This is a genomic window from Antribacter sp. NEAU-D49 (assembly GCF_057158775.1).
This window is the reverse complement of record NZ_JBXTSN010000001.1, coordinates 26,113-39,061: the sequence shown is the minus strand read 5'-3', so window position 1 is coordinate 39,061 and position 12,949 is coordinate 26,113. Positions and strand designations below refer to the sequence as shown.

Below are 12,949 nucleotides of genomic sequence, written 5' to 3'. Positions count from 1 at the left end.
GTCTTCCCATGTCCGTTCTGCCCCCTGTGCTGCCCTCCGGCCCCCTGGCCGGGCCCCTCACCGTCGACGTGGTGACCGACCCCGCCGCCTGGGACCGTGAGGTCCTCGCGCTGGGTGGGCACCCTCTCCAGCTCTGGGGCTGGGGCGAGGTCAAGGCTGCCGGGGCGTGGCGGGCGCACCGGCTGCGCCTCACGGCCGCCGACGGCCGGGCGGCCGGGCTGGCGCAGGTGCTCGTACGCCCGCTCCCCGCGCAGTTCAAGGCGCTCTCGTACGTGCCGCGCGGCCCGGTCGTCGCCCACCGGCACTCCGACGACACGCGGTCCGTGGTCTACGGGGTGGGCGACGACGAGACGCGGGCGGCCGTGACGCAGGCGGTCACCGAGTGGTGCCGCACCCACGTGGGCGGCGTCGGCCTCACGCTCGAGCCCGACTGGCCGGCCGGGACCCGGATCGACCTGCCGGGCCGCCGGTACGCGCCGAACACGATCCTGTACCCCTCCACGCTGATCCTGGACCTGACGAAGACGCCCGACCAGCTCCAGGCCGCGATGGGCAAGTCCACCCGCTACGACATCCGCAAGGCGGGGCGCAGCGGGCTCGAGGTGCGCCGGGTCACCACGGAGGACGAGGTGCGGGCGGTGCTGGAGGTCTACAAGGAGACCGCCGACCGAGCGGGCTTCGCGCTGCACTCCGACAAGTACTACCTGGACATCCACCGCGAGCTGGGCGAGCACTCGGTGCTCGTCGCCGCGTTCGCCGACGGCGCCCCGTGCGCGTTCGTGTGGTGCGTCTCGTCGGCGTCGACCTCGTTCGAGCTCTACGGGGGCATCAACGACGCCGGGCGCAAGGCGCGCGCCAACGCGCCCGTCAAGTGGCACGCGATCGAGCTGGCCCAGCAGGCGGGTCTGGTCCGCTACGACATGAACGGGCTGCTCAACGACGGGATCAGCGAGTTCAAGAAGAGCTTCGCCCAGCACACGGACGAGCTCGTGGGCTCCATCGACGTGCCGTTCTCGCGGTGGTACACCACCTGGAACAGCGCGCTGCCGACGGCCAAGAAGGTGGTCCGCAAGCTGCGGGGCCGCTGAGCCGCACACCCCTCGCACGGCGTGAGACGGAGTATCTGACGGCGGGACGAATGTCACGAACTCGGTCTCACGTCGTGCGTGCTTTTTACCGGTACTCAGGGTAGCGTGTAACGCGTTCAGAGCGGTGTCGCTCACGACGGACGCCGCCGTCCCGACCCAGGAGCTGCCATGACCGTGGCCACGGAAACCCCTGCGCCCACGCCCCGGGCGCCGAAGCGCCGTACCCTGCGCGACGTCGTCTTCGTCGAGGGCGTCCGCACCCCCTTCGGCAAGGCGCGGCCCGACGGCCTGTACGCCGAGACGCGCGCCGACGACCTGATGGTCAAGGTGGTGCGCGAGCTGCTGCGCCGCCACCCCGAGCTGCCGCCCGAGCGCATCGACGAGGTGGCGATCGCGGCCACCACGCAGCAGCGCGACCAGGGCCTCACGCTCGGCCGCACCGTCGGCGTGCTCGCGGGGCTCCCCCAGTCCGTGCCGGGCTTCGCCATCGACCGCATGTGCGCCGGGGCCATGACCGCCGTGACCACGACCGCCGCGGGCATCGCCACCGGCACCGCCGACGTCACGATCGCGGGCGGCGTGGAGCACATGGGCCGCCACCCGATGGGCTTCGACGCCGACGTGAACCCCCGCTTCGTCTCCGAGCGGCTCGTGGACGCGCAGGCCCTGAACATGGGCGTCACGGCCGAGAACCTCCACGACAAGTTCCCGCACCTGACCAAGGAGCGCGCGGACGCCTACGCCGTGGACTCGCAGGCCAAGTACGCCAAGGCGCTGGCCAACGGTGACATCGGGCCGGAGCTCGTCCCCGTGGCGATCCGCTCCGCCGAGCAGGGCTGGGGCCTGGCCACCGCCGACGAGCTCCCCCGCCCGTCCACCACCGCCGAGGGCATCAAGGACCTCAAGACGCCGTTCCGCCCGGGCGGCCGGGTCACGGCGGGCAACGCCTCGCCGCTGACCGACGGCGCCACCGGCTGCGTGCTCGCGGCGGGCGACGTCGCCGAGGAGCTGGGCCTGCCCGTGCGCATGCGCCTGGTCGCGTCGGCCTTCGCGGGCGTGGCCCCGGAGATCATGGGCTTCGGCCCGGTCCCCGCCACCGACCGCGCGCTGGCCCAGGCCGGGCTCACCATCGACGACATCGGCCTCTTCGAGATCAACGAGGCCTTCGCCGTCCAGGTCCTCTCGTTCCTCGACCACTACGGCATCGCCGACGACGACCCGCGGGTCAACCCCTACGGCGGCGCGATCGCCGTGGGCCACCCGCTGGCGTCGTCGGGCGTGCGCCTCATGACGCAGCTCGCGCGCCAGTTCGAGCAGCACCCCGAGGTGCGCTACGGCATCACCACCATGTGCGTGGGCCTGGGCCAGGGTGGCACCGTCATCTGGGAGAACCCGCACCACGCCGACTACTCCGGCCACACGAGCGCCGACGGGGAGAACTGAACCGTGACCGAGACCTCCGCACGCGCCGAGCGCGTCACCCACGCCCTCGTCCGCGACGTCGTCCTCCCGGGCGGCGGCACGATGGCCCTGATCACCCTGGACAACGGGCTCGACCACACCAAGCCGAACACGCTGGGCCCGCAGGGCATGGCCGAGCTGCTCGCCGCCCTCGAGGGCGTCCGCGAGCGGGCCGCCGCCGGCGAGCTGGCCGCGGTGGCCGTGACCGGCAAGCCGTACTTCCTCGCCGCGGGCGCGGACCTCCTCGGCGTCGCCCAGGTCACCTCCCACGACGAGGCGCTCGAGCTCGGCCGCATGGGCCACCGCGCGTACTCGATCCTGGGCAGCCTGCGCGAGCAGACCGGCGTCCCCACGTTCGCGTTCGTCAACGGCCTCGCCCTGGGCGGCGGCCTGGAGATCGCGCTGAACTGCGACTACCGCACGGTGGCGTCCGACGCCGCGGCGCTCGGCCTCCCCGAGACCGGCCTCGGCCTGGTCCCGGGCTGGGGCGGCGCCTACCTGGTGCCCCGCCTGGTCGGCATCGAGAAGGCCGTCGAGGTGCTCCTCGCCCGCCCGGCCGCGCAGAAGCCGTACAAGCCGGCCGAGGCGCTGGAGCTCGGCCTCGTCGACGCGCTGTTCGAGGCCGCCGACTTCCTGGAGCAATCCATCGCCTGGGCCGCGCGGGTCGTCGCCGGCCAGGTCGAGGTGCCGCGCCGCGAGCTCGACCCGCAGCCGGTGTGGGACGCGGTGGTGGCCGCGACGCGTGAGCGTCTCGACGCCACGATCCACGGCTCGCGCCCGGCGCCGTACCGCGCCCTCGACCTCCTCGCCGCGGCGCGCAACGCCACGCGCGAGGAGGGCTTCGAGGCCGAGGACGTGGCGCTCGCCGACCTGATCATGTCCGACGAGATGCGCGCGAGCGTGTACGCGTTCGGCCTGGTCTCGGGCGGCAAGAAGCCGGCCGGCGCGCCGGACCCCAAGATCGCCCGGCCCGTGACCCGGGTCGGCATCGTGGGCGCCGGGCTCATGGCGGCGCAGATCGCGCTGCTCTTCGCCCAGCGCCTGCAGGTCCCCGTCGTCATGCGTGACCTCGACCAGGAGCGCGTGGACAAGGGTCTCGGCTTCGTCCGGGACACGGTGACCAGGCTGGTGTCCCGCGGCCGCATGTCGCAGGACGTCGCGGCCCGCATCGTGGCCTCGGTGCACGGCACGACCGACATCCAGGACTTCGCGTCCTGCGACTTCGTGATCGAGGCCGTCACCGAGGTCATGGGCCTGAAGAAGAAGGTGTTCGCGGAGCTCGAGGGCATCATCTCCCCGGAGACGATCCTCGCGACCAACACGTCCGCCCTGTCGATCACCGAGATGGCGCGCGACCTGCAGCACCCCGAGCGGGTCGTCGGCATCCACTTCTTCAACCCGGTGGCCCAGATGCCGCTGGTCGAGGTCATCCACGCGGAGAAGACCTCGCCGGAGGCCCTCGCCACGGCCTTCGCCGTGACGAAGAAGCTCCGCAAGACGGCTGTGCTGGCCGCCGACCGCCCGGGCTTCGTGGTGAACCGGCTGCTCATCCTCGTGATGGGCAAGGTGGTCGAGTCCATCGAGAACGGCACGCCGGCCGAGGTCGCCGACACCGCGCTCGCGCCGCTCGGCTTCCCGATGCCCACGTTCGAGCTCTTCGACCTCGTGGGTCCGGCCGTGGGCCTGCACGTCCTCACGTCGCTGCGCGAGGACCTGGGCGACCGCATCCCGGTCTCGAAGGGCCTGGAGAAGATCGTGGCGGAGGGCACCAAGGTGGTCCTCGACGGACCCAAGGGCCTGCCCAAGCCGGTCAACCCCGCCGTGCAGGACGCGTTCGGCCCCGCCCGTCCGGGCGAACCCGGCGTGCTGGACGCCGCGGGCGTGCTGGACTCGGTCCTCACCGCCCTCACCACCGAGATCGGGCTCATGCTCGACGAGGGTGTGGTCGCCGGTCCGGAGCAGATCGACCTGTGCATGATCCTCGGCGCGGGCTGGGGCTTCCACACGGGCGGCATCACGCCGTACCTGGACCGCACGGGCTACTCCGAGCGCGTCCTCGGCCGCCGCTTCCTGCCCGACGGCGTGGCGAACGTCCCGGCAAGCGCGCGCAGCTGATGCCTGCGTGACACCCGCGTGATCGGCAGTTCGGTGCGTGATCGGCAGTTCGAGCTGCCGATCACGCACCGAACTGCCGATCACGTGGGGGGCGACGGGACCCAGCACGCCAGCCTCGGGCCATGACCTGGCCGGTATAGGTACTGTGTCGGGTATGTCGCCCGCCACGGAGCCGTCTCGCCGGCGGTTCGTCGTGCTCGGCGACGGGCCGCTCCCCTACCGCCTCGTGCTGGCCCTGACCACGCGGTACGAGGGCGACGTCGTCGTCATCACCCCGGACCCGGACGCGAAGTACAGCCGCAAGATGGCCCGGCTGCCGCACGTGGTCGACGTGATCCACGCCGAGCGCCCCGGCGAGCGCACGTTTCGCGAGAAGGTCCGCCTGGACCAGGCCGACGCCCTGGCCCTGGTGTCCGACGACGACGCGGGCAACCTCGAGGCCGCCCTCGTCGCCCGCGAGGTGACGCCCGGCATCCGCCTGGTGATCCGGGTGTTCGACAACTGGCTGCGCCGCGGCATCGCGCCGCACCTCGACAACTGCGAGGTGCTGTCGGACGCCAAGCTGGCCGCCCCCGCCCTGGTCGCGACGGCCCTCGGCGAACCGTCCCGCCTGAACCTCCGCGGCCTCGACCTCGTCGCGGGCCACCCGCTCGCGGTCCAGGGCAGGGAGCTCTTCCCTCTGTTCGGCGTGCGCGAGGTGGACGGCCACACCTCGGTCCGCGCCCTGCCCGACTACCCGCCGGGAGCCGGCCGCACCGCCAAGCCCACCCTCGTCCTCGCGACGCGCGACCCCGACCCGCCCACCTCGGACCACCGCGTGCGGCGCCTGGTCGGTGTGGTGCTGCGCGGCATCGGCCCGAGCCTCCTGATCTCGCTCGCGGTCCTCGTCGTGATGGTCGTCGCCGGGGCGCTGCTGATCCCCGTCGTGGACGGCACCGGCTGGGCCGGCTCCCTGTACCAGGCGGTGCTCCTCGCGCTCGGCGGGACCGATGCGGACATGGACAGGACGGACCTGACGGTACGAGCGATGCAGGTGGCCCTCACGCTCGTCAGCGTCGCGGTCATCCCGGCCGTCACCGCCGGCGTCGTCGACTCGATCGTGCGTGCCCGCCTCGAGACCGCCGTGGGCGGCCCGGTCCTGCCCGTCACGGACCACGTCGTGGTGGTCGGCCTGGGCGAGCTCGGCACCCGGGTCCTCCGCGAGCTGCACGACCGCGGGATCGAGGTGGTAGCGGTCGACCACGCCCGCGACGCCCGTGGGGTCGGCACCGCGCGTGACCTGCACGTGCCCGTGGTGATCGGCGACGGGCGCCGCCTCACCACGCTGGACCAGGCCCGCGTCAGCCATGCGCGGGCGGTGCTGGCCCTCACGGGCGACGACCTCGTCAACATCGCCTCCGCCGCCAGCGCCCGCCAGCTGCTGCCCGACCCCGTGGAAGAGCCCGGCAACTTTCGCGGTCGCGTGGTGATGCGCCTGTTCGAGGACGACTTCGCGCGCCGGATGGAGCAGTTCATCCCCGCGTCGCGGTCACGGAGCGCCACGTTCCACGCGGCGCCGGCGTTCGCAGCGGCGATGCTCGGGCCGTGGGTGATCGACGCCGTCCACTACGGCGACCGGGTGCTCCTCGTCGCCGAGCTGCCCGTACGCGCGGGCTCGGAGGCGGTGGGGCAGCCGCTCGGCGCCCTCCACCAGCTCCGCTACGTCCGCGTGCTGGGACTGCGCCGCCGGCCTCAGCCGCTCGGCGAGCAGGACCTCGACGCGCCGCTGCTCCCGGCCGGCGACGATCATGAGATGGCCGCCGGCGACCGCCTGGTGGTGGTGAGCACCCGCCAGGGCCTGGAGCGGCTCCAGGAGCTGACGGCTCCGCCGACCCTGCGCCTGTAATCGCTCTCAGCAACTACTTTGCCTGCCGTTGACCCAGCGGAGCGGCGACGCTATAACTGTGCCTGAGAGCGTTCTCACGCTTTGCAACGACGCAGCTCCCCCACTGGAAGTGAGAACCAGATGAGAAAGCGACTCAGGACCCTCGCGGCTGTGGTCGGCGCGCTCGCCGCCGCCACCGTCCCCCTCGCCGCCGTCACCACGCAGGCGGCCGTCCCACCCCCGCCGTCGGGCTGGACCCACGTCTGGAGCGACGACTTCAACGGCGCGGCAGGCACCGGGGTGAACACGGCGAACTGGATCTACGACATCGGCCACTCGTACCCCGGCGGCGCCGCCAACTGGGGCACCGGCGAGATCGCCTACCACACCAACAGCACGCAGAACGTGTACCAGGACGGCGCCGGCAACCTCGCCATCAAGCCGATCCGCGACGCGGCCGGCAACTGGACGTCCGGCCGCATCGAGACCCAGCGCACCGACTTCCAGCCGCCCGCGGGCGGCGTCCTGCGCGTGGAGTCCCGCCTGCAGATGCCGAACGTCACGGGCGCCGCCGCCCAGGGCTACTGGCCCGCGTTCTGGATGCTCGGCGCACCGTTCCGGGGCAACTACTGGAACTGGCCGGGCGTCGGCGAGATCGACATCATGGAGAACGTGAACGGCGCCGCGCAGGTGTGGTCCACCCTGCACTGCGGCACCAGCCCGGGCGGTCCGTGCAACGAGACCACCGGGATCGGCGGATCCACCGCGTGCAACGGCTGCCAGACCGGGTTCCGCACGTACCGCATGGAGTGGGACCGCAGCGTCACGCCGAACCAGATGCGCTTCTATCTCGACGGCACCCTGTTCCACACGGTGCGGCAGGACCAGGTCGACGCGACCACCTGGAACAACGCCACCAACCACGGCTACTTCATCATCCTGAACGTGGCGATCGGCGGCGGCTGGCCGGGCAGCCCGACGGCCCAGACCGTCTCGGGCGTGCCGATGCTCGTCGACTACGTCGCCGTCTGGCAGCGGGGCGGCGGGACGACGACGCCTCCGCCGACCTCCCCGCCGCCGACCGGCAGCCGGGACGCCTACTCGACCATCCAGGCCGAGTCCTACAACGCGCAGTCCGGCGTGGCCACCGAGACCACCACCGACGCGGGTGGCGGCCAGAACATCGGCTGGATCGCCAACGGGGACTGGGTGCGGTTCGACGGGGTGAACTTCGGGACGACGCCGGCCACGGGCTTCGCCGCCCGGGTCGCGTCCGGCGCACCCACCGGGGTGAGCGGGCTCGTCGAGGTGCGGCTCGACAACGTCAACAACCCGCCGGTCGGCAGCTTCGCCGTCGGGAACACCGGTGGCTGGCAGAGCTGGCGCACCGTCCCGGCCAACATGGCGCAGGTCACGGGCACCCACACCGTGTTCCTGCGCTTCACGAGCGGCCAGCCGGCCGACTTCCTCAACGTCAACTGGCTGACGTTCACGCGCTGACCCCACGCTGTGGGTATGGCTGTGGCGTTAATTCCGGCCGGGATACACGCCACAGCCATACCCACAGCGAACGATGCAGCGAGGCCGGCGTCGGGCGGGCGCACTACCCCGGTGCCCGGGCCGCGACGCAGGGAGAGCGCTCTACTGCGCTACGCTGCGTCACAACCGGCGGCAGCCGCGCCGCCCCGAACGACGGAGTCCTGATGCGCGACCTCCAGGCCGGTGTGCGGCCGACGCTGGAGACGGTGGCCCGGCTCGCAGGGGTCTCGCGCGCGACGGTGTCCCGCGTGGTGAACGGCTCCCCGTCGGTCACCCCCGAGGTGCGCGACGTCGTGGTCCGCGCCGTGCAGCAGCTCGGCTACGTACCCAACCCGGCCGCCCGCAGCCTCGTCACACAGCGCACCGACTCCGTGGCGCTCGTGGTCCCCGAGCCCGCCACCCGCGTCTTCTCCGACGACGCCTTCTTCTCCAGCGTGCTGCGCGGCGTCGGCGAGGAGCTCGAGGCCGCCGACAAGCAGCTCGTCCTCCTCCTGGCCTCCACCCCGTCGAGCCACGACCGGATCATGCGGTACGTCCACGGCCGCACGGTCGACGGCGTCATCCTCGCCTCCCTGCACGGCGCCGACCCGCTCCCCCTCGACCTCGCACGCAGCGGCATCCCCGTCGTCGCGAGCGGTCGCCCGCTCGGCCGCTCCGCCGTGCCGTACATCGACGTGGACCACGCCGGCGGGGTGCGCGCCGCCGTGGAGCACCTCATCGCCCGCGGCCGGCGGCGCATCGCCACCATCACCGGCCCCGCCGACATGGTGGCCGGGATCGAGCGGCTCACCGGATACCAGGAGGCCCTGGAGGGCACCGGCCTCCGGTCGCTCGTCGCCGTCGGCGACTTCACGCGCGAGTCCGGCCTCGCGGCCATGACGCGCCTGCTGGACGACGACCCCGAGCTGGACGCGGTCTTCGTCGCCTCGGACCTCATGGCCGACGGCGCGCTGCGGGCGCTGCGCCAGGCCGGCCGCCGCGTGCCCGACGACGTGGCCGTGGTCGGCTTCGACGACGTCGAGCTCGCCCGGTACACCGAGCCCCCGCTGACGACCGTGCGCCAGCCGATCCTCGAGATCGGCCGGCAGCTCGCCCGCCAGGTGCTGCGGCTCGCGGCCGGGGAGCCGGTCGAGCCGGCCCTCGTGCTGCCCACAGAGCTGATCGTCCGCGAATCATCCTGACGTTTCAGCCGTCCATCTGGGACCCTTGGGGCGTGACGGAAGCCGGGCACGCGCACGCCGGAGCTGCCCGGCACCCCCAGCGGAGGACGAGCATGACCAGCACCGACGACGACGCGGCCAACCAGAACCCCGGGCCCGGCGACAGCCCGGTCGTCGAGCCGGTGGTCTTCGCCCCGCCCTCCGGCGCCACGGCGACCCCCACGCCGCCCGCACCAGCCGTGGCACCAGACCCGGCACCGGCACCGGCCCCGGCCCCGGCCCCGGCCCCGGCGGCTGCCGCCCCCGTCGCGCCGCCGGCCGCCGGGTCGGCGGCCGAGAACGCCGCGCCGTCGGCTCCCGTCGCGGCCGAGAACCCCGTGCCGTCGGGCACCGGCCCGGCCACGGCACCGCCGTCGGACCCCTACGGGGTGAGCGTCCCGGCGCTGCCCGAGCCCGAGCTGCTCCCCGTGCCCCCGGCGCGGGAGGACCGCACGGCGCTCGCCGCCGCCCTGCTCAACCTGAGCGGTCTGGGCCTGGGCTACGCGCTGCTCCGGAGCTGGGGCCGGCTCGCGGCGGCGCTCGTGGTCGCGGTCGTGTTCCTGGTCATCGTGCTGCCCGTCACGTGGGAGGGCACGAGCCCGGCGTGGCTCGTCGTGCTCTGCTTGCTGCTGGCCGGGTTCGCGGCCGACGCGTGGTTCCTCTCCCGCCGCCGCGAGCGGCGCGGCCTCCCGCCGCTGGCGCTCCCCGAGCGGGCGGTGCGGGTGGCGGCGTGGCCGCTGCTCGCCGTGGTGCCGGTGGGCGCCGTCGTGTACGCGCTGGTGCAGGCGGAGGAGTTCGAGCAGCACCTCGAGGAGGTGGTCGCGTCGGCGGCGGCCGACGTCGAGGGTGCGGCCTCCGTGCCGTTCTTCGAGGCCGAGGACGTCTATGACGAGGCCTACCGCACCCTGGTCGAGGTCCGCGCCGACCACCCGGACAGCCGGGCGGCCGAGACCGTACCTGGCCACCTCGACGACCTCTATGCCCGGGCCACCGGAGGCGTCACGTGCGACGCCCTGGACGCCAACCTGTACTTCGAGGCCACGGACCTCGGCTCGCCGGAGTCGGCGGCGATCCAGGAGCAGGCTGCGGCCGCTGTCCCCACGGGCCTGCACGGCTGCGCGATGGACCGGCTCGAGGAGCCCGCGTACGAGCTGGCCGCGCTGGTCATGGACCAGCTCGTCACACAGCACGCCGACACGGAGCCCGCGAAGGCGCTGCCCGCCGACGTGACCGTCTGGCGTGACGGCATCCTGGCGGGCATCGCCGGGGCCGACCCCTGCGCCGCGCTCGACCAGACCCGCGCCGCGGGCACCCTGTTCGAAGCCCTGACCACCCCCGACCTCAAGGCCCTCGGCGCCGACGCCGCGGCGCAGGTGCCCGAGGGCATCTACCGCTGCGGCCTGACCCTCTTCGACACCGGTGACTTCGCCGGGGCGAGCGCCACGCTCGCCGAGCTCGTCACCGACCACCCGGCCGACGCACGCGTCACCTACGCGAAGAAGGTGATGATCGCGGCGGACATCGCGACCGTGTACGCCGCGGCCGGCGCCCAGCGCCCGGGCGAGAGCGCCGCGGTCACGCTCCACACGGACCTCACCCTGTACAACTACGGGCCGAGCGCCGTCGAGTGGCTCTACACCGGTGCCGACACGGGCTCCGTCCGCCTGGAGGGCTGCGCCTTCTGCACGGCCGCCCCGTCGCGGGACGCCACCCCCGAGTGCACGGAGGACTCGCCGGGGCACCCCAGCACCGTGGTCTCCCTCCCGGCGGGCACGTACTACTTCGCGCTCAAGAGCGACGACGGGACGCTCAACGAGCCCGAGGAGGGCGAGGCGCCGCAGGCGGAGATCGACCCTGACTACTACTACTGGAACTGCGCCTTCGAGTACGTCGAGACGGGGTTCTGAGCCGCTGATGTCAGAGCCTGCCGATACGCTCCCGGTCATGCCCACCGAGCGGTCGACCGGACGACGGCACTTCGTCGTCTGCGGTGACAACCCCCTGGCGTACCGCGTGTCGTACGCGCTCTCCACGCGGTACGAGGGGACCGTCGCCGTCGTCCTGCCGGACGTCGCCGGCCGGTACGCCACCCTCATGGCGGGCCTGCCGGGCGTGGAGCTGGTCCCCGCCCCGGCGCCCGACGCCGCGGCGCTCGAGCGGGCGGGCGCCGGGCGGGCCGAGGCGGTGGCCCTCCTCGACCAGGACGACGGCGCCAACGTGGACACGGCGCTCCTGGTCGACGAGCACTGGCCCGAGGTGCGGCAGGTGGTCCGGATCTTCGACGACGACCTGGGCGCCTCCCTGGAGCAGCACGTGGAGCGGGGCCAGGCGATGTCGTCGTCGGCCTTCGCGGCGCCGGAGCTCGTCGCCGCCGCCCTGGGCGAGCCGACGCGGCTCCACGTGCCCGACCGCAACCTCGTGGTCGCGGAGCCGGGCACCGACCTGCCGGTCCTCCAGGTCCTGTTCGCCGGGCACGACGACGAGCCGGTCCGCCCGCTGCCGCCCGGCCGGCCGGAGGAGAACGAGGACGTGGTCCGCGTGCTGGCGTCGGCCCCGCCGCCCCCGCCGCGCGTGGCGACCAAGCGCCGTCCGCCCCGCACCACGCTGCGGACCATCGGGATGGTCGCGGGGCGGAACCTCCGCATCGCGCTCCTCGTGGTGGTGGGCCTCATCGCGGTCGCCACGGCGACGATCGTCGCCACCACGTCGCACGACCTGGCCACCGCCCTGTACATGTCGGTGGTCACCGCCCTCGGCGGGGGTGACCCGGACGTGGACCTCGGCGCGGCCGAGCGCGCCACCCGGGTGGTGCTGACGATCGTCAGCGTCGGCGTGATCCCGCTGGTCACAGCCGCGCTGGTCGACGGCGTGGTGCGTACCCGCCTCCTGCTCGACCGCGGGGTGCTCATCGAGCCCATGTCCGGCCACGTGGTCGTCGTGGGCCTCGGTGACCTCGGGACCCGCGTGGTCAAGACCCTCGTGGACCGGGGCGTCGACGTGGTGGCGGTGGACCGTGACGAGCAGGCCCGCGGCGTCGCCGTGGCCCGCGAGCTGCACGTACCCGTGGTGATCGGCGACGCCCGCCAGGCCGCGACCCTGCGCACCGCGCAGACCGGCAGCGCGCGGGCCGTCGTCGTGGTGACGAGCGGCACGGCGACGACCGTCGGGATCGGCTTCGCCGCAGACGCCGTCGAGCGCGACGCCGGGACCGACGACCTCCGGGTGGTGCTGCGCATCTTCGACGAAGGTCTCCGCGAGCGCCTGGAGGCCAAGGTGCCGCACTTCTCGTGCGCCAGCGCCTCCCACCTGGCGGCGCCGCGGTTCGCTGCCGCGACGATGGGCCAGGAGGTCATCGACACCGTGGCCTACCGGGACCGGGTCCTGCTCGTGGCGGGGATCGAGGTCAAGCCGGGCAGCGCGCTCGCCGAGCGCGCCGCCCGCGACCTCGACGAGGCCGGCCGGCTGCGGGTCCTGGCCCTGCACACCGCCGCGCTCGACGGCGGCGGCGGCGACAAGACGATCGACCCCGGGCAGAGCATGCGGCCCCTCCGGCGTGGCGACCGCGTGTACGTGGTCGCTACCGCCGACGGGCTGCGCCGCATCCAGGAGCAGGCGCGCCCGGGGAGTGCCGAGGTCGGCCGCGTGTCCGCCCCGAGAACGTCATGAGGTGCCGTCCGGCTGCC

At 73.6% G+C, this 12,949-nt stretch carries 8 protein-coding genes; all 8 read left to right on the top strand.

Going from position 1 to position 12,949, the window contains the following annotated elements:
- Positions 1–8: 8 nt before the first annotated feature.
- The 8 genes from AC060K_RS00130 (at position 9) to AC060K_RS00095 (ending at position 12,932) form a co-directional block, all read left to right on the top strand.
- Positions 9–1,088 carry a lipid II:glycine glycyltransferase FemX gene (locus AC060K_RS00130; protein WP_483763416.1) on the top strand — a complete coding sequence of 360 codons (1,080 nt, stop codon included), beginning with the start codon at positions 9–11 and terminating at the stop codon, positions 1,086–1,088.
- A gap of 168 nt (positions 1,089–1,256) precedes the next feature.
- Positions 1,257–2,531, top strand: coding sequence for a thiolase family protein (locus AC060K_RS00125; RefSeq protein WP_483763415.1), 1,275 nt, complete (start codon positions 1,257–1,259; stop codon positions 2,529–2,531).
- 81 nt (positions 2,532–2,612) lie between these two features.
- Positions 2,613–4,664, top strand: coding sequence for a 3-hydroxyacyl-CoA dehydrogenase NAD-binding domain-containing protein (locus tag AC060K_RS00120; protein ID WP_483763717.1), 2,052 nt, complete (start codon positions 2,613–2,615; stop codon positions 4,662–4,664).
- Between the two features lie 154 nt (positions 4,665–4,818).
- On the top strand, positions 4,819–6,549 hold the full coding sequence (locus AC060K_RS00115; protein WP_483763414.1) for an NAD-binding protein: 1,731 nt from the start codon (positions 4,819–4,821) through the stop codon (positions 6,547–6,549).
- A gap of 120 nt (positions 6,550–6,669) precedes the next feature.
- Positions 6,670–8,028: a glycoside hydrolase family 16 protein gene (locus tag AC060K_RS00110; protein WP_483763413.1), complete on the top strand. Its 1,359-nt coding sequence runs from the start codon at positions 6,670–6,672 to the stop codon at positions 8,026–8,028.
- Positions 8,029–8,231: 203 nt separating this feature from the next.
- Positions 8,232–9,248 (top strand): LacI family DNA-binding transcriptional regulator, encoded by a 1,017-nt coding sequence (locus AC060K_RS00105; protein ID WP_483763412.1) that lies wholly within the window; start codon positions 8,232–8,234, stop codon positions 9,246–9,248.
- Positions 9,249–9,340: 92 nt separating this feature from the next.
- The gene (locus tag AC060K_RS00100) at positions 9,341–11,173 is read left to right on the top strand and encodes a hypothetical protein (RefSeq protein WP_483763411.1); all 1,833 of its coding nucleotides are present in this window, start codon (positions 9,341–9,343) and stop codon (positions 11,171–11,173) included.
- Between the two features lie 37 nt (positions 11,174–11,210).
- Positions 11,211–12,932: a potassium channel family protein gene (locus AC060K_RS00095; RefSeq protein ID WP_483763410.1), complete on the top strand. Its 1,722-nt coding sequence runs from the start codon at positions 11,211–11,213 to the stop codon at positions 12,930–12,932.
- The last annotated feature ends 17 nt before the right edge of the window (positions 12,933–12,949 follow it).

Excerpts from the sequence above, each read along its gene's own strand:
- AC060K_RS00130 (WP_483763416.1), top strand. The coding sequence starts at position 9 with ATGTCCGTTCTGCCCCCTGTGCTGCCCTCCGGCCCCCTGGCCGGGCCC.
- AC060K_RS00125 (WP_483763415.1), top strand. The coding sequence starts at position 1,257 with ATGACCGTGGCCACGGAAACCCCTGCGCCCACGCCCCGGGCGCCGAAG.
- AC060K_RS00120 (WP_483763717.1), top strand. The coding sequence starts at position 2,613 with ATGGCCCTGATCACCCTGGACAACGGGCTCGACCACACCAAGCCGAAC.
- AC060K_RS00115 (WP_483763414.1), top strand. The coding sequence starts at position 4,819 with ATGTCGCCCGCCACGGAGCCGTCTCGCCGGCGGTTCGTCGTGCTCGGC.
- AC060K_RS00110 (WP_483763413.1), top strand. The coding sequence starts at position 6,670 with ATGAGAAAGCGACTCAGGACCCTCGCGGCTGTGGTCGGCGCGCTCGCC.
- AC060K_RS00105 (WP_483763412.1), top strand. The coding sequence starts at position 8,232 with ATGCGCGACCTCCAGGCCGGTGTGCGGCCGACGCTGGAGACGGTGGCC.
- AC060K_RS00100 (WP_483763411.1), top strand. The coding sequence starts at position 9,341 with ATGACCAGCACCGACGACGACGCGGCCAACCAGAACCCCGGGCCCGGC.
- AC060K_RS00095 (WP_483763410.1), top strand. The coding sequence starts at position 11,211 with ATGCCCACCGAGCGGTCGACCGGACGACGGCACTTCGTCGTCTGCGGT.